This is a genomic window from Bacillus stercoris, assembly GCF_029772985.1.
GTDB classification, from domain to species: Bacteria; Bacillota; Bacilli; order Bacillales; family Bacillaceae; genus Bacillus; species Bacillus stercoris.
This window is the reverse complement of record NZ_CP121861.1, coordinates 776,274-792,786: the sequence shown is the minus strand read 5'-3', so window position 1 is coordinate 792,786 and position 16,513 is coordinate 776,274. Positions and strand designations below refer to the sequence as shown.

The window sequence follows — 16,513 nt, the reverse complement described above, 5'->3', positions numbered from 1 at the left end:
ATAAAAAAGCTTGTGACTAAATCCAAACAAATGGATATAATCAACAAGCGAAAAAGTCTATAAAATATTCTAACAAAACCAAAATAAAAACTATTTTCCTGTAGTACCGTTAGTAGCTACTAACTTACCATTCACGATCCTTACTAGACTACCTTGTTTAACCATACTTCTTAAGACACTGCTATATTTTACGCTACTATATGTATAATAGTTTTCAGTAGCAAGAAATCTCCCAGTTTCATTGTTCATAAGATCCATCTGTTTATCTAAACCTGAAGACTTTGATTCATGTGCCGTTGCCCATACTTTTGCTCTATTATACCCATGGCTTGGTCCTCCGCCAAACGATTGTACTAGACGTGCATTCCAATAACTATGGCGAAATGCATCTCCATTTCCTTTCCCAAGTTGTTCTTTACCATAATATTTTTCCGCTTCCGCTTTAGCTTCTTGTGCAGCATTACCATACTTCACAAATTCAAGCGGATTACTTTTTGCTAAACGAATCTCTGCATCAGTTAAAGCTCCAAAACCGGGAATACTGTAATCCATAGCTGAAAAAGAAGTTGATTTATTTTGAATTGCTTGCTGAATTGCTTTAGCAGCAATTTGATTAAGTTCTTCTTCTGTATAATTCTTGTTAGCAATCTTTTTTTCTAGTTGATCATTTACTTTACTTAACATATTGAAGTCCGTATTTCTGAGTTCCTGTTCAGTTAAATATAATTTATTCTTTTTTGTGTGTTCGGTCTTTGAATATTGTAGTTTATCTGGTGAATATTCTTTGGCTAAAGCCGTTGATGAAGTAAAAATTGTTGCTGAAATTACTACACTTGATAACAGAATTATACTCTTTTTCACAAATTAAACCTCCAAATAATGTAATAACATGTAAAATTTTATCATATCAAAAGTGTATTATCAACAATTATTTTCACAAAAGGTATTTTTTGATATAGTTGAAATAAACTGTGAGAGGGTGATTAATTTGAAAAAAATGTTAATGTTAATTTCTGTCCTCTGTATAATTTCTGGTTGTGAAAAAAATTACACAGGTAAATTCACTGAATGGGGAGATACAGTAACAGAAAATAACAAAAAATGCTTTAAAGAAAATCAAATTCCTTATAAGATTGACAACGGTAAAATATATATTCCCGAGGATGCTTTTGATATGGCTATTAATACTTGTTCCTGATAGGTCACAACTATCTTCTTTGTTCACAAAAAAAGCTTGCAGATAACCTGCAAGCTTTTTTACGTTACAAAAAATGAGTATTTAATTTCTCTTCAAATTCTGAAGGGCCGATATCCCTTTTTTGAATGTCACCGCCGTTTTCATGAATCGTGAAATGGCGGTCTGACATGACCATCCTTCCGCTCGGTGTCAGCTTTGAGGCAAGCGGTGATTTGTTAAAAGGAGATTTTTCATGAGAGTGAATCATGTCCTTCATGTTATCTAAATCACAGAGATCGCTCTCTTCAAGGGTAAAGGCGTACCCAATTTGCCAGCCTTCTCCTTTGTCCATCAGCAGCACATGGCTGCCCATTTCTGTCTCTTCTTTTTTGATTCGGAATGACCCGACTGGTGACTGTACCGTTTCTCCGGAAATCGGTATCGGCTGAAGCGCCAGGTTGATGCCGAAACCAATATCAGCGAGGTAATCGCCGTTTTCCGCAGACAGCAATACAGCAGCATGCGTCCCTTCTAGCGCCCATCCCTCTTGATTGCCTGCATAAACCGTTCCTCGAATGAGCTTCACATGAAACCCGGCCTCACGCAAGACAAAATAAAGGAAACCATTTAAATCGTAGCATAGGCCGCCGTGCTGTTCTTTGACCAGACGGCGCCATAGATCTTCTTTTGTTACCCTATAATTCTCTTTTGCAAGTACGGCGCGGTTTTCAAATGGAAAACGGTATGCCATTGCTTTGAGAAAAAGGGGAAGATCGCCGAAGCTGACATGGTCTTTCTCCCAGCCGATTTTCTGAAAGCAGTCTTTTAGAAAGTCACTCATTTTTATCACCTAAACTTCTTCTTGAACGTAAGCAGCCAGCTTCTCCAGCGCCTCTTGTTCATCTTCTCCCTGGGCAATCAAGGTAACCTCAGTGCCTGTGCTTACCGCCAGGCTCATCAGCCCCATGATGCTTTTGGCGTTTACTTTTTTCCCATCCTTCTCAAGAAACACATCTGACGTAAACCGGTTTGCTTCTTGTACAAACAAAGCAGCAGGACGTGCTTGCAGTCCTGTCTTTAATCGAACTTCCACTTTCTGTTGAACCATAAGATCTCCCCTTTTCTTTACGGTTATTTTAAAGTGACGGTTTGCCCTGTCCGCAGCTGTTCTGCGATTTCGTCAAGTTTTCTCAGCCTGTGATTGATCCCTGATTTGCTGATTTTCCCGCTTGCTACCATTTCCCCCAGCTCTTTCAGCGTCACTTCCTGATAATCAATCCGCAGCTGCGCGATTTCCCGAAGTTTTTCAGGAAGCGCCTCCAGGCCGATTCTTTCATCGATGTATTTAATATTTTCCACCTGTCTCAGCGAAGCGCCGATCGTTTTGTTTAAGTTGGCTGTTTCACAATTGACGAGGCGGTTGACCGAATTTCTCATGTCCCGGACGATTCTGACATCCTCAAATCGCAGAAGCGAGTTGTGAGCGCCGATTACGTTCAGAAACTCTGTAATCTTTTCAGCCTCTTTTAAATAGGTGATGTAGCCTTTTTTCCGTTCAAGCGTTTTGCTGTTTAACTGAAACTCATTTAACAGGTCACATAATGAATCGTTATGCTCCTTATAAAGAGAGAAGATTTCTAAATGATATGAGGAGGTTTCCGGGTTATTGACCGAACCTCCTGCCAAAAATGCTCCTCTCATATAAGAACGCTTGCAGCATCTCTTTTTGACCAGCTCTTTCGAAATACTTCGTTCAAACACAAAATTCTCCCCGAGTATTTTTAAATCCTCTAAGATCGCTTTTGCATTTTCTGAAAAACGCACAATATAGACGTTGTTCTTTTTCAGCCGCATTTTCTTTCTGACCAGCAGCTCGACCGACACGTCATATTGTTTTTTCAGCAATGTATAGATGCGGCGGGCAATCGCCGCGTTTTCGGTTTGAACATCGAGTACGAGATGGCGGTTTGTAAATGATAAAGCTCCATTCATCCGGATGAGTGCAGACAGCTCGGCGTTAATGCAGCAGTCTTTCACTTCCAGATTGGTTAATTCTTTTTTTGTTTCTGATGCAAATGACATATAGCCACCTCATTTCAAGGCTTCATTCTTTCAGTAAATCAACAAGAAGAGAGGCCACTTTATGTGTATCGTGACGAATTACGTCATTTTTATACGTTACGATTTGGTCTCTGATGACTTCAAGCCCCATCGCTTTCAGCTCATCGATATCAAAATCAACAGGACGTGCGGATTCCATTTCGTACTTACGCTTTATTTCGTCGGGAATGTCTTCACTGTTCACTAATATCGTATCAATAAAACCGCAGCCCATATGCTGATTTAGCGCTTTCACATGATCAGCAGCGGTGTAATGGAGCGTTTCACCGGGCTGAGTCATGACGTTGCAAATGTATACTTTTTTCGCCGGCGCCTTTATCACTTCTTCCCCGATTTTTGGGACGAGCAAATTGGGAAGAATGCTTGTATAGAGGCTTCCCGGGCCAATAATAATCAAATCCGCTTCCCTGATCACGTCTATCGTTTCCGGCAGCGGGTCAATCTGTTCAGGCGTGAGAAAAACACGCTTAATGCGCTGTCCGTATTCTGGAATCGTTGACTCGCCTGAGACCACGCGGCCGTCTTCCATCTCAGCATGCAAAACAACACTGGTATTTGCAGCCGGCAAAACCTTCCCTCTTACATTCAGCACCTTGCTCATTTCTGTGACAGCGTGAAAAAAATCACCGGTTATATTTGTCATCGCTGCCAAAATCAAATTCCCGAGAGAATGGCCTGTTAAGTCATTCCCTTTATTGAAGCGGTGCTGAAAAAGATCTTCAACAAGCGGCTCCACATCGGATAAAGCGGCAAGCACATTTCTGATGTCTCCGGGAGGCGGAATTTTCAGTTCATTCCGCAGACGGCCAGAGCTTCCCCCATCATCGGCAACTGTTACAATGGCCGTGATGTCAACGGGTTTATGTTTTAGGCCCCGAAGCAATACAGAAAGTCCCGTACCGCCGCCAAAGATTGCGATTTTCGGTTTTTGTCCCATCTTATTTCCGGCTTCTCTTTTCAATGTCCCGGTGAGTAACATGAGTATAGTAATCCTTTTTGAAATAATCAGCTAGATTCTCGGCAAGTGTCACAGAGCGGTGCTGGCCCCCTGTGCAGCCGATCGCAATGACGACCTGGCTTTTTCCTTCTCTTTTGTAAGATGGAAGCATAAAGCTCAGCAGATCAATTAATTTCTCATTGAACTTTTGCGTTTCATTCCACTTCATGACGTAAGAGGAAACCTCTTCATCCTTGCCAGTCAGCGGCCGCATGCTTTCGATATAGTACGGATTCGGCAAAAATCTGACATCAAAGACGAGATCTGCGTCAATCGGGATACCGTATTTAAAACCAAATGACATCACATTTACGGTAAATGTCTCTCCTTGGTTTGAGGCAAAGTGCTTTACAATTTTTTCGCGTAAATCACGCGGCTTCATGTCAGATGTATCGTAAATGATTTGAGAACGGCCTTTTAATTCCTCAAGCAGCTCTCGTTCCAGCGCAATGCCTTCAAGCGGCAGGCCAGTCGCTGCCAGCGGATGCGAGCGTCTCGTTTCTTTATATCTCGTGACGAGAATGGAATCCTTCGCGTCCAGGAATAAAATTCGCGGTGTGATCCACGGATTCTCGGCCATTTCATCCAGCGCTTCAATCAGCCTGTCAAAAAATTCGCGGCCGCGCAGATCCATCACGAGCGCAACTTTGCTCATTTTCGAATTTGATTCCTTCATCAGCTCTAAAAACTTCGGAAGCAATGAAGGCGGAAGATTATCGACGCAGAAATAGCCGAGATCTTCAAAGCTTTGAATGGCGACAGTTTTCCCCGCTCCCGACATTCCGGTTATAATGACAAGCTGAATATCATGTGATTCACTAACACTCATCTTTCTCCCCCCTGACTTGTCTTTCTATTTGATATGCTGCGGGTCTAAACGATAACTGAGCAGCTCAAAGTCCGGTGTATACGTAAATGTGCCGTGCAGCAGCCCTTGTCCCTTCATCATAAAATCAAGGATATGGCCGTCTCCAGGGGCCATAGGCAGGCTCTGAATGTCATTGACATCATGCCACTGCAGCTTGCCTTCCTCGGATTCTGATACATTTTGTCCTGTATAAGAATCAGCGACAAACGTAAACATCATCCACTCGGAGACAATGTGGTCACCGTCTTTAATAATAAAGGTAAAAACGCCTTTTAATTGAGGATTTATGATATAGATACCAGTCTCTTCTCTGTACTCTCTGATGACGGAGTCTCTGACTGATTCTCCGCTCTCCATCTTGCCGCCCGGCGCGACCCACCAGCCGCGTCTCGGCTTTTGCAGCAGAAGAACTTTGTCATCCGTCTGAAGCACACAATTTGTCACTCTTTGCAAGTACGTCACCTAACCTTCGTCCTGTCATCGTCTCTTTATTATACCGCTTCAAGATGCCTCCCACAATGAAGAGACATTGACAATCTTTTCTTCTATTTTACAGCATATTCTTTCGTTAATTCAGATGATTTTGCTGTAATCGGCATTCATCTTTTATTTTTGGACAAAAAAAGGACACGGATAACTGGAGAATCCGTGCCAAAAAAGTGTATTCATTATAAAAAGGGGGTCAATTACTTTATTAATCATAACCGAAAAGCATTACACATGTGTTACAGCGGAATTAAAACCCAGTAACGTAATGTGAAACTCGTATGACAGCCCTTTTTATTTTAAGGTTTTCAGCGTTTCTTGAAGCTCTTCGACATAATGCTGAACGCTTTGTGCCGCAATGCTTCCGTCTCCTGTAGCCGTTACGATTTGGCGCAGTGATTTTTCGCGAATGTCTCCGGCAGCGAAAATCCCTTCAACCTTAGTTTCCATGCGGTCGTTTGTTTCGATGTAGCCTTCTTCATTCGTAATGCCCAGGTTTTCAAACGGTTTAGATAGAGGAAGCATCCCGATGTAAATGAATACGCCATCTGTTTTGAATTCACTTTCTTCACCGGTTACCGTATCGACAAGCGTTACGTTACCGACTTTGCCGTTTTCCTCATGAATTTCTTTCACGGTTTTGTTCCATAGGAAGTCAACTTTTTCATTATCAAATGCTCTCGCTTGAAGAATGCTTTGCGCACGGAGTTTATCACGTCTATGAACGATCGTTACTTTGGAAGCGAAACGTGTCAGGTACACACCTTCTTCAACCGCAGAATCTCCGCCGCCGACAACAACAAGCTCTTTGCCTTTAAAGAAAGCCCCGTCACATACCGCACAATAAGATACACCGCGTCCGCCTAATTCCTTCTCGCCAGGCACACCGATTTTTTTATACTCCGCACCTGCAGCAATAATGACAGCACGCGCTTTATATTCTTTTGAACCAGCTTTAATTACTTTGTACTCTTTGCCGTCAACGACTTCTTTAATATCGCCATAAGCGTATTCGGCGCCGAATTTTTTCGCGTGTTCAAACATTTTGTTAGAAAGCTCAGGCCCAAGGATACTTTCGAATCCAGGATAGTTTTCTACATCTTCCGTATTGGCCATTTGTCCGCCGGGAATTCCTCTTTCAATCATTAATGTCGATAAATTTGCTCTCGATGTGTATACAGCGGCCGTCATCCCAGCAGGGCCCGCGCCGATTATAATCACGTCATAAATTTTTTCTTCTGACACACTATTCACTCCTTAAACCATCTTTTCAAGTTTGGGCTCTTTCTTATAAGATAAGAATCCCCATCAAACGTATTCCTTACCCATATCCTATAAAATCTCATGGTGATACGCTATTTTTTTGCTCATTTTTTTTGAAACGCGATTAAATGTATTTCAAAAGGGTATGTATATATTAAAGAAAGAGCCTTCTGTCCATAGAAGGCCCTTGTCTTATTTATTATTGAACAACACGTCTTACATTACCATTGAAGTATTTTTTCCAGTAAGGGTTATTCATAGAATCAATTGAAACACCATGTGAAGAATTGTCATTAAGGAACGTTCCGTTTCCTAAATAAATCCCAACGTGACCGTTTACTTTGTATGTGTCAAAGAAAACTAAGTCTCCGCGCTTCATTTCTGACGGGCTGACAGCTCTTCCTTTATTAATTAAAGTGTCAGTGCTCGTTCCGCTAACAGGTCCAAGGTTAACACCTGCAGAAGCGTATGCCCAGCGTACGAATGATGAGCAGTCAAAAATACGATTGTTGATATCAGACTGAGTGCGCCCGCCGCCAAACTTGTATGGAGATTGTCCTACAATGCTTGAACCAACGCTGATCGCGCCTTCAATTCCGCCGGAGTTGCTGATAACAGTGCCGCCTGAATTACTGTTTGAGCCGCTGCTCTTCTTAGAAGATGAGCCGTTAGACGAACTGTTTGATGAACCGTTAGAAGAATTGTCTGAAGAATCATCAGATGAGCTTGCTTTTGCTGATTCAGTTGTAGCCGTTTGGCTGTCATCTGTTTGTGTTTCATCAGATGCTTTTTGTGCTTCTTCCTGCTTTTTGATCAAAGCAGCAGCTGCTTCTTGTTCTTTTTTGATGCGAGCTTGTTCAGCTTCAGTATTTGCTTTTTGATTTGCAAGTTCAGACGCCTCTGATTTTAATTCAGAAATCGCTTTAGCCGTTTTCTTTTGGCTTGCTTTTGCTTCGTCGAAAAGCTTGTCTTTTTCATTAAGCTGTTTATCAAGGTCTTTTTGCATTGTTTCTAATTTAGCCAATGCAGCTTGAACTTCTTTCAGCTTGTCATTCAAATCCGCTTCAGAATCTTCGAGCTTCGCTTTATCCTGCTCTTGCTGTTTGATTAAATCTTTGTCTGCGTCCACAATAGATGAAACCGCAGTCGCACGAGAGATAAAGTCACCAAAGCTTGTTGATCCTAAAAGAACATCTATGTATCCTTGAGATCCGCCGCTTTCCTGTAAAGAACGAACGCGTTTTTTCAGGATTTCATTGCGTTTTTCGATGCGTGCTTCTGTTTCTTTAATCTCTTTTTTCAGTTTTTTGATTTCTTCTTTTGTTTTATCGTTTTCTTCTTTTTTATCTTCGATCTTGTTGCTTGTATCAAGCGCCTTAGCGTTAATGTCTTGCAGTTCTTTTTCAATCTTTGATTGATTTTCCTGAAGCTCAGTTAATTCTTTTTCCTTCGCTTCAATGCTGGAAGCAACCTCAGATTGCTTGCTTTCGATTTTTTGTTTCTTTTCATCTAATGTTTCCGCCGATGCAGTTTTACTTGTAAATGGGATCAAAAAACTGCTTGTCCCGATGACGGAAGCCAAACCAAGTGTAATTAAACTCTTTCTCACTTTTTATATCCTCCCTTTTACTGTGAACCTGTCCTCATTTGGAATCGTATTTTGAACATCAAGTTTCGTTCCTCATACTCTACGAGGAATGATGGTTGTTTATGGTTAATTATTCTGTGCATCTCTTATTCTGGTTGTATAGCGTTTATTTCACATCATATGTAAAAAACACTAATTCCTTATGTACGAGAATCATTATACCATCAAGTTTCGACAAATTAGCGATAAATTTTATTACATTTATGTTTCAAACAGATGTCAAGCCACACATCATTTGTCATTTTTCTTAAGCGTGTAAAAAAACTGTCGATATTATTTTCTTAATATAATCTATCAAACAAAAAAAGAGTCGATTAAACAAATCGACTCTTCAAAATATACTATTCTAGAATATCATCAATATATTTCATATATTTCGTCAACGTTGCCGGAGAGATGCCAAATCGGGCTGCTGTGTCTTTTTTCGTGTCTTGCTTGCCGTGGGCTTCTTTCCAAATATAACAGATCGCTGCCGCCCAGCCTTTCTTATTCTTCAAAGGAGCGGCTGCGCGGATTTGCTGGATGACATGGAAAACCCAACAGCTCATGACTTCTGTTGTCATCTCTTCTTTTTCAGCTTGCTCTAATAATTTGACCGTTTGATAGGCGAACAGAGCATCCTCTGAAACGTCAGCTGCCACAGAGTCTCCATTCAAAAGCAGCTTTACAAAGTGATTTTCAAAAGGAGCGGTAATTCTCTTTGAGCGTATTACCGCTTCAAGATGCTCCGTTTCTCCCTTTGTACTGCTGATATAATAGGCTGCGAGACGCTGTTCTACAGATGAAGGAAGTGCTTCCCTTCGCTCAACCCAAGGCGCAGGGCGGTCTTCTCCGGGGTATTGCGACTCGACTTTTCTCCAGATCGTCTCGGCAAAGTCGGTATGCCCCGTAAAATAAGCGGAGCACGAGAGCCAGTAAAAGAATGTGTCGTCACCTTCAAAGCCGGTTTTATATAATGATTTGAGCCATTTATACCCAAGCTCGTAACGGCCGACAAGCGCCAAGGTAGCACCCAGTTTATAACGCTGTTCCAACAGCATTGGATAGACATTAGAAAGCTGCTCACTCAATTCCGCCACTTTTTCATCTTCTCTTTCATAATAGTAGAAAACGAGAAGATTGCATAAGGCGTGAAGATTTCCTTCATTATGAGAAAGCACTTCATACGCGGTTTGCTTCGCTTTTACAACGTTTCCGGAATAGAAATAGGCAAGCGCCAGATTGTTGTATGCTGACCAAAGCTCCGGATATTCAGCTGTGATTTCCTCAAGCGCCGCAACCGCTTCAGCAAGCTGGCCGCTTTCCAGCAATGATTTTGCCCGATCCTGTTTCATCAGCAGTTCATCCTGATCATACAACGAATCCTCAATGCCATCGTCTCCTAAATCGAGCAAATCAAGCAGACTATCGTTTTCTTCCGCGAATTCACCGTCCGGGTCCGCATCAGAATAAGCGGCCGCTTCTTTATAAGCTTCTTGAAAGAGCCCCAGGTGGGCAAAGTTGTTCGCTTTAAAGTAATGGCACTCCGGCATTTCGGCCTCCAGATTAGCCATGATATAGTCAAGAAGATCGTTCGACTCTTGATACTGGCCCATTTCCGAGTAAATGACCGCAAGCTGTGAAAGCATCTCCGAATCCTCCGGCTCCAAATGAACCGCGCGCTGAATCAGTTTGCTTGCCCGTTTCAGATTGCGCTCTTTATACGCTTTCAAACCTTTATGAAAAAAATATTGTCCATCTTGAAGCAGCTGGACAATTTGTGCGTGATTTTTATGTTCAGAAGTGTGTTTTCCCACAACTACCCTCCGTTTTATACAATATTACCGTCAGTAGTATACCATAAATCGTAAGCCCCTCAATAGTTCAAAAGGAAGGATTGGGAAATTCCCTCCTCTTTTTTATTGGCTGATTCGACCAAAATTTACCCGGCTTTGTTTTCTAAATCCGCGTTCATTTTCAGCTGCTGTTCAGCAAAATCCCGATAAAGATCATGGGAAGCCATTAATTCATGGTGTGTTCCACGACCGGTAATTTCCCCTTTTTCAACAAACAAAAGCTGGTCCGCGTCTACAACGGTAGATAGGCGGTGAGCGATAACAATTGTTGTGCGGCCCTCCATCAGCACCTCAAGCGCCTGCTGAACTGACTTTTCAGATTGGCTGTCAAGGCTTGAAGTGGCTTCATCAAGCATAAGAATGCTTGGGTTACGGAGAAGCGCTCTCGCAATCGCGATTCTTTGTCTTTGTCCGCCTGACAGCATGACGCCGCGTTCGCCCACTTCTGTATCAAGCTGATCCGGCAGCTCCTTTATGAAATTGAGCGCATAGGCCATCTCCGCGGCTTTTTCGATCTCAGCATCTGTTACATCTCGTTCTAACCCGTAGCAAATATTTTCTCTGATTGTCCCCGACATTAACGGGCTTTCCTGTGATACATATCCGATATGCTCCCGCCACGATTCAAGCGAATAAGTGTCAATCGGCTCGTCCCCCAGCCGAATAGCCCCTGCAGTCGGAGAGTAAAAGCGTTCAAGCAGCTTAAACAGCGTCGTTTTTCCCCCGCCGCTCGGACCGACGATCGCTGTCACTTTCCCTGCTTCAATGACGGCGCTGATCTCTTTTAAGATCAGCTGATCGGGCTTATATCCAAAAGACACGCGATCAAGCTGGATAGGCAGATGCGCATTTTCGATTTGTTTTCCCGTCACTGTATCTTCCTCTTCCTCTGCCAAGATCTCAATCATTCGTTCTGTTGCACCGATTGATTTTTGCAGCTGTGTAAAGAATGTTGTAATTTGGCCCATCGGCATAATAATTTGGAACAAATATAAAATAAAAGCCACGAGCGCTCCGGCCGTGAGCTCGCCTGAAGATACCTGCATGCCGCCATATCCGATGACTGCGACAAGGGCTGCCATTAACACGAGTGAGATAAGCGGGCCGACAAGTGATTGAACCTTAGCTTCACGAACGCCAAGCTTAAATAATGACGAAATCCCCGTTTTCCCGCGCCCATATTCGACATCCTCCGCATTTGAAGCTTTAACAAGTCTGATTTCCGGGAGAATTTGATTCAGCAGGCCTGTAAAACGGGCCGTTTCATCTTGCGTTTCCCGTGAAATGGAGAACATTTTCCTTCCAATCGGCACCAAAATAAGAGCGGCCAGCGGAACGACCACTAACACAAGCAGTGTCAGCTTCCAGTTCATAATAAACAAGATTGTCAATGATCCAATGACAGAAATGATGCCTGTAATAAATCCGCTGATATGGGTTGTAATCAATTCTTTGACCACCATCGTATCGTTCGTTACACGGCTGACTGTTTCTCCGGAAGCATTTGTATCGAAATAAGAGACAGGAAGCTTAATTAATTTCTTCCATAATAAATCCCGCAGCCCGGAAATGATTTTTTGTCCATTATAGTTAAGCGCATAGGTGGCATAAGCGCTTAAACCCGCCTGAACGAAAAACACCAGCGCGATCAAACCGATTTGCGTGCCTGACAGATTTGACATAGAAAAACCATCGACAAGCTGCTTCGTTAATAATGGAATGAGCAGGCTGACCAGCGTGGTTACAACACTGAGGGCAAGCGCAAAGGCGAGCTTTCCATAAGAAGGGTTGGTCCGTCTTACTAAGGCAAAAAAGGGTTTCAATTTACTTTTAGATTTTTGTTTCTGGGTTGGCATATATTTTCCTCCTGTTTCAGCGTTCAGAAAGGTGAAAAGTCATAGCAAAAGGATGATTTTTACTCTTTCTCAATCATATCAATGGCGAGAGACTTTTTCAGTATATTTTTGCCGTGATGAAAATAAAAGATCTCCCACTCATTGTTTGAATAGGAGATTTTTTATGTTAGACATCTTTCACTGGCTTCTTTTTTCTGTAAGTCAATGTTACATCCTGCTGCCGCAGGTCTTCAATTATCATTTTGTACCGATCCACTTTTGCGGTATGTTCTTCTTTTATCATCTGAAGGGCAGCTTTTCGTTTTTCGCTTTTCGACTCAAGTTCTTCTTTTATTTTTTTTACAATCAACCCTTTTTGCCCCTTGATTTCCTCTTTTAATGAAGCCTCAAATTTCTTTGTCAGGCTGAGAAAGTCGTTGATCGGTTGATTGAGGGCGCCCGCTTTCCCCTTCATTTCATCTTTGGTCAGAAACATATAGGTGGTTGATACAATTTCTGTTTCACTTTCTGAAAATAAGGAAGTCACTCTTCAAATTCCTCCTAAGGCTGAAAATCAAATAACTGAGAAATCATTTCTTCTTTTTCAAACAGCTTTTCAATACTCTCGCGGATATTTTTGATAAAATCTCTTTTTTCTGTTGTCTGTTTTTTTAATTCAGCAACAATTCCATCATTAGCAGGAAGCGCTCCTGTGTGGAATGATTCATGAACTGAGATTTTTTCCAATTTATCGAATGTGTGGCTGAAACCAGCTGCAAGCCGGAATTGAAGGTCGAAGGCATAATGCGAAGGGTTTTCTTCCATATGATGAATCGCCGTGGTGATCGCCTGTTTTTTGTCTATGAAGTCTTCATCTATTTCCTGACTGTAAACCTTCTGGTACTGAGAAATCGCATCTTCCATATCTTCAACGATTTTCATACCGTTTTGATAGATTCTGACAGCGGATGAGAGATTGACTTGAATTGTTTCTCCCGAGCCGCTCTTGCCTGTAAAATAAATATCTGAGCCTTTATAGCTGAAGCCTTTTTCCTTCGACAAGGCGTTGAGCATTTGAACGATGCTGTGGCCGTCGACGATGAGTTTTAGTGCGTCTTTTGTTTCTGTGTTGAGTGTTTCAAATGCATCTTTTAATTCATTAACACTACCTATTAACTCACAGACATAATAAACAATTGCAACTACATTATTAGTAGAAAGCGCGTATTTTAACTGTTTATATTGAATTTCTATATCGCCTATCTTATTATTAACTATTTTTAACTGTTTTTTGATACTCTTCTTTTGCGTATCATTAATGTACCCATTCTCTTCAAGCTGATCCACAACTGTTCCGCTATTATTCAAGATAGTATGAAAGAATTTGATAAAGGCCGGCATTTTTTCCCCGATATTTTTAACCATTACCTGTATGTCACCAAACCGGTCTTTCACTATTTTCCCTTTCGCCATATTTCCATCAGCACTAATAATACTGCCGACAAGCTCTGCATCTATCCCAGTCGAAGCCATGACAAATCCGTTTAACCCACCTTTTTTATATTCTTCCGAATACTTCCGTAAAAAAGTTTGGATAGAGCGGACTTCCTCATCAGGAATCTTATCTATAATGCTTCTGATTCCTTTGACATCTGTATTTGTATCTTTCATCTTTACATTGCCAAATGTAATAAAATCAGCCTTTCCGCTGACGCCATAAAGCGGGTCATCTTTGGAAATACGCTGGGTGATGTTTGCTGTGACGCCTTTGTCATTGTAATATTGGGTGATTGTTTTTTTTAGCTGTTCTCGCGGAAGCTCTTTAAGCTCTTGACGACTAAGATCATATTTATTTAATAAAAAATCCACCAAATTTCTATCAGCTAATAAAAGTTGGTCGATACTTATTTGTGCCCCATTCACTCCATATACTTCATCAAATTCCCCATCAATTAATTGAGCTAATACTTGGTTATTATTAGCAAGAGAATGTCCTAGCGCAAATGTTCTTAATTCCTCAGAGTTACCTGCTTTTTTCTTTGAATTCTTTACAAATTCTCTCGTAGCTCTGTATTGGTTATCATCAATACCTAAAAACAAACCAAAGAAGTTATAAGACCAATCTGCGTTATCAGCACTCCCCTCAGAAATAATATGAAGCTGCTCTATATCATTTTTCTTTTCCTTTATATAAATCGCTGTACCATCATAACCAGAATCTTTAATCCGTTTATCTATGTTCTTATTTTCTTGAATAAGTTCGTGTGAAGTATATATCTCTATTTCTTTAGGAAGCTCAGAGTTAGTTTCTTCTTTATAGATCCTCCGTATTTCAGTTTCAAACTCTTCTTTGGCTTTTTTTACTTTTTCCGGATTGTTCGATGCAAACTTTTCTTTATAGGCATACTCTAAGTTAATTAAACGGAGCTTTACATTTTCATTTGCGAAAACATTCTTATTTTCCATCTCTAACCTCCTTGTTATTTCTTAAAAAGGTTATAGAATTAATTAGTTTATCAGTTTTTTCTTTTGCTCGAGCTTCATCCAAAGTACAAGGTTTATCATCTTTTTTACAGCGGACTATAAAAGAATATACTATCCCCAAATAATCTTCTTCATTGGATTTTATATATCCAAAATAACGATAGGAAAAATTATATTTACGATCACTGTTTTTAAAATTGCTTTTTTTTGTTGCTGCGTAAACTACTTTTCCGTCAGTTTGTTGCTTCTTAAAATTTCCTTTGTAACCATTCTCATTACTAATTTGGTCCAGCATTGTCTCTGGATCATTAATAAAAGAAGATTTGTTATAGTAGCTTATTTGCGCATCTAAGAGAATATTTGATTTTTCATTATAGCTTTGAAACCCAATCGATTCACTATTTTCTCCATTTGACGCAGAATAATCAGGGAGATACTCCCCATCCTCCGGAAACAACATCCTAAACCCTTTCAGCTTAGATTCAAGCAAATAATACCCCGGCTCTTCTTCTTTCGTTGACACCATGTACTCTCTCGTTTTTTCATCTTGAAACGCCGGAACTTGTGGCAGGTCTTTTGAATCCATGTCTTTTGGTTTTACGGCTTCTGTTTTATTGTCATTTGTGGTGTTTTTATCATTGTCATGCATACTGCATCCTCCTGTCAGGGCAAGTAATAAGCTGAAGCAAATACATATGATCTTTTTCATTACGAACCTCCACGGGTTTTGTGAGAATAGAATTCTATTTCAAACCAAAAATAATTCTATTGACCTGGTTAATAAGTGATTATTTTATCCTTTTCTATGTTACATCATGGAGGAATTTGGATAAATAGGAAATCCGACTTGGTTTTGATCTCCTTTCACTAACAAATCTAGCAAAACACCTCATACACATCCAAATACCCGTTACTTTTTTCACAAAACGAAAAGAGGCGTTTATCATACGGTTCTTCCCTTAGTTTTCAGAGTGGCTTCTATATAATTTTGCTCTAGGTTATCTTAAAGTCTTCAATATATTCCTATTCTCCACTCTCTATATCTCCTTTTTTAACTATTAAAAAGGTAATAGAGTCTATTATTTTTTCAACTTTTTTTCTCGCTTCATCTTTCTTTAATGAACAAGCCTCTTCATCACTATAGCAGGCAAATCGAAACGAATACTCTATCCCCAGATAATCCTCTTTTGTTGATTTAACATAACCAAAAAATCTATAAGAAAAGTACTTCTTTTCCTCTGCATCATCAAAAACACTTTTCTTTTGCGCAGAATATACAATTTTATCGGATTGTTTCCTTTTTTCATATTTTCCTATATAGCTGTTTCTTCCACTTACTATGTCAATCATTATATCCTTGTCATTTGCAAAACTTTTGTCTTGATGATAATCCAGTTGAACATCATATTGAATGTTAGTTTTTTTATTAAAACTATCAAATACTATTGTTTCTTCATTTTCTCCTGTACTAGAAAGATCAGGTGCGTACTGTCCATCCTCCGGAAACAACATCCTAAACCCTTTCAGCTTAGACTCAAGCAAATAATACCCTGGCTCCTCTTCTTTCGTTGACACCATATACTCTCTCGTCTTCTCGTCCTGAAATGCCGGAACTTGCGGCAGGTCTTTTGGATCCATGCCCTTTGGTTTTACGGCTTCTGCGTTATTGTCTTTTGTGTTGTTTTTTTCTTTGTTGTTCATACTGCATCCGCCTGTCAGAGTAAGTAATAAGCAGAAGCAAAGCAAGATGATTTTTTTCATGACGAACCTCCACGGGTTTAACTGATAGATTGTTACAA

General features: G+C 40.6%; 16 protein-coding genes. 1 reads left to right on the top strand and 15 read right to left on the bottom strand.

Annotated features, from left to right (window positions below; all coding sequences use genetic code 11):
• Positions 1-90: 90 nt before the first annotated feature.
• The gene (locus QA442_RS04055) at positions 91-861 is read right to left on the bottom strand and encodes a DUF6973 domain-containing protein (protein ID WP_043940202.1); all 771 of its coding nucleotides are present in this window, start codon (positions 859-861) and stop codon (positions 91-93) included.
• A 136-nt stretch (positions 862-997) separates the two neighbouring features.
• Here QA442_RS04055 and QA442_RS04050 point away from each other — a divergent pair, with 136 nt between their 5' ends.
• Positions 998-1,198, top strand: coding sequence for a hypothetical protein (locus tag QA442_RS04050; protein ID WP_411814089.1), 201 nt, complete (start codon positions 998-1,000; stop codon positions 1,196-1,198).
• A gap of 64 nt (positions 1,199-1,262) precedes the next feature.
• Here QA442_RS04050 and QA442_RS04045 read toward each other — a convergent pair whose 3' ends face one another.
• The 14 genes from QA442_RS04045 to QA442_RS03980 form a co-directional block, all read right to left on the bottom strand.
• Positions 1,263-2,027, bottom strand: a complete 765-nt coding sequence (locus QA442_RS04045; protein WP_095431958.1) for an arylamine N-acetyltransferase family protein — start codon at positions 2,025-2,027, stop codon at positions 1,263-1,265.
• Positions 2,028-2,285: an HPr family phosphocarrier protein gene (locus QA442_RS04040; RefSeq protein WP_003219835.1), complete on the bottom strand. Its 258-nt coding sequence runs from the start codon at positions 2,283-2,285 to the stop codon at positions 2,028-2,030.
• A 23-nt stretch (positions 2,286-2,308) separates the two neighbouring features.
• The gene (whiA, locus tag QA442_RS04035) at positions 2,309-3,259 is read right to left on the bottom strand and encodes a DNA-binding protein WhiA (RefSeq protein ID WP_003243775.1); all 951 of its coding nucleotides are present in this window, start codon (positions 3,257-3,259) and stop codon (positions 2,309-2,311) included.
• Between the two features lie 22 nt (positions 3,260-3,281).
• Positions 3,282-4,235, bottom strand: coding sequence for a gluconeogenesis morphogenetic factor (gene mgfK, locus QA442_RS04030; RefSeq protein WP_095432029.1), 954 nt, complete (start codon positions 4,233-4,235; stop codon positions 3,282-3,284).
• 1 nt (position 4,236) lies between these two features.
• A complete protein-coding gene (gene rapZ, locus QA442_RS04025) occupies positions 4,237-5,124 on the bottom strand; it encodes an RNase adapter RapZ (RefSeq protein WP_003235371.1) in 888 nt (295 codons plus the stop codon).
• A gap of 24 nt (positions 5,125-5,148) precedes the next feature.
• Positions 5,149-5,625 carry an 8-oxo-dGTP diphosphatase gene (locus tag QA442_RS04020; protein WP_080478281.1) on the bottom strand — a complete coding sequence of 159 codons (477 nt, stop codon included), beginning with the start codon at positions 5,623-5,625 and terminating at the stop codon, positions 5,149-5,151.
• Between the two features lie 318 nt (positions 5,626-5,943).
• Positions 5,944-6,894 carry a thioredoxin-disulfide reductase gene (trxB, locus tag QA442_RS04015; RefSeq protein ID WP_069150380.1) on the bottom strand — a complete coding sequence of 317 codons (951 nt, stop codon included), beginning with the start codon at positions 6,892-6,894 and terminating at the stop codon, positions 5,944-5,946.
• 217 nt (positions 6,895-7,111) lie between these two features.
• Positions 7,112-8,521 (bottom strand): peptidoglycan DL-endopeptidase CwlO, encoded by a 1,410-nt coding sequence (gene cwlO / locus QA442_RS04010; protein WP_071582368.1) that lies wholly within the window; start codon positions 8,519-8,521, stop codon positions 7,112-7,114.
• A gap of 380 nt (positions 8,522-8,901) precedes the next feature.
• The gene (locus QA442_RS04005; RefSeq protein ID WP_095431959.1) at positions 8,902-10,356 is read right to left on the bottom strand and encodes a tetratricopeptide repeat protein; all 1,455 of its coding nucleotides are present in this window, start codon (positions 10,354-10,356) and stop codon (positions 8,902-8,904) included.
• Positions 10,357-10,481: 125 nt separating this feature from the next.
• Complete coding sequence (gene bmrA / locus QA442_RS04000; protein ID WP_095431960.1) at positions 10,482-12,251, bottom strand: multidrug resistance ABC transporter ATP-binding protein/permease BmrA; 1,770 nt, start codon at positions 12,249-12,251, stop codon at positions 10,482-10,484.
• Positions 12,252-12,417: 166 nt separating this feature from the next.
• The gene (locus QA442_RS03995) at positions 12,418-12,777 is read right to left on the bottom strand and encodes a hypothetical protein (RefSeq protein ID WP_040081718.1); all 360 of its coding nucleotides are present in this window, start codon (positions 12,775-12,777) and stop codon (positions 12,418-12,420) included.
• 14 nt (positions 12,778-12,791) lie between these two features.
• Entirely contained in the window at positions 12,792-14,696 is a 1,905-nt protein-coding gene (locus tag QA442_RS03990; RefSeq protein WP_071582366.1) for a DUF6792 domain-containing protein, read from the bottom strand.
• On the bottom strand, positions 14,686-15,423 hold the full coding sequence (locus QA442_RS03985) for a lipoprotein YvcA (RefSeq protein ID WP_071582365.1): 738 nt from the start codon (positions 15,421-15,423) through the stop codon (positions 14,686-14,688). Before QA442_RS03985 ends, QA442_RS03990 begins: the two co-directional genes overlap by 11 nt.
• A gap of 314 nt (positions 15,424-15,737) precedes the next feature.
• Entirely contained in the window at positions 15,738-16,475 is a 738-nt protein-coding gene (locus QA442_RS03980) for a lipoprotein YvcA (protein ID WP_095431961.1), read from the bottom strand.
• Positions 16,476-16,513: the final 38 nt, after the last annotated feature.

Bases quoted from the DNA above. Each gene is read 5' to 3' on its own strand.
- QA442_RS04050 (WP_411814089.1), top strand. From the start codon at position 998: ATGTTAATGTTAATTTCTGTCCTCTGTATAATTTCTGGTTGTGAAAAA.
- QA442_RS04040 (WP_003219835.1), bottom strand. From the start codon at position 2,285: ATGGTTCAACAGAAAGTGGAAGTTCGATTAAAGACAGGACTGCAAGCA.
- whiA (WP_003243775.1), bottom strand. From the start codon at position 3,259: ATGTCATTTGCATCAGAAACAAAAAAAGAATTAACCAATCTGGAAGTG.
- mgfK (WP_095432029.1), bottom strand. From the start codon at position 4,235: ATGGGACAAAAACCGAAAATCGCAATCTTTGGCGGCGGTACGGGACTT.
- rapZ (WP_003235371.1), bottom strand. From the start codon at position 5,124: ATGAGTGTTAGTGAATCACATGATATTCAGCTTGTCATTATAACCGGA.
- bmrA (WP_095431960.1), bottom strand. From the start codon at position 12,251: ATGCCAACCCAGAAACAAAAATCTAAAAGTAAATTGAAACCCTTTTTT.
- QA442_RS03990 (WP_071582366.1), bottom strand. From the start codon at position 14,696: ATGGAAAATAAGAATGTTTTCGCAAATGAAAATGTAAAGCTCCGTTTA.
- QA442_RS03985 (WP_071582365.1), bottom strand. From the start codon at position 15,423: ATGAAAAAGATCATATGTATTTGCTTCAGCTTATTACTTGCCCTGACA.
- QA442_RS03980 (WP_095431961.1), bottom strand. From the start codon at position 16,475: ATGAAAAAAATCATCTTGCTTTGCTTCTGCTTATTACTTACTCTGACA.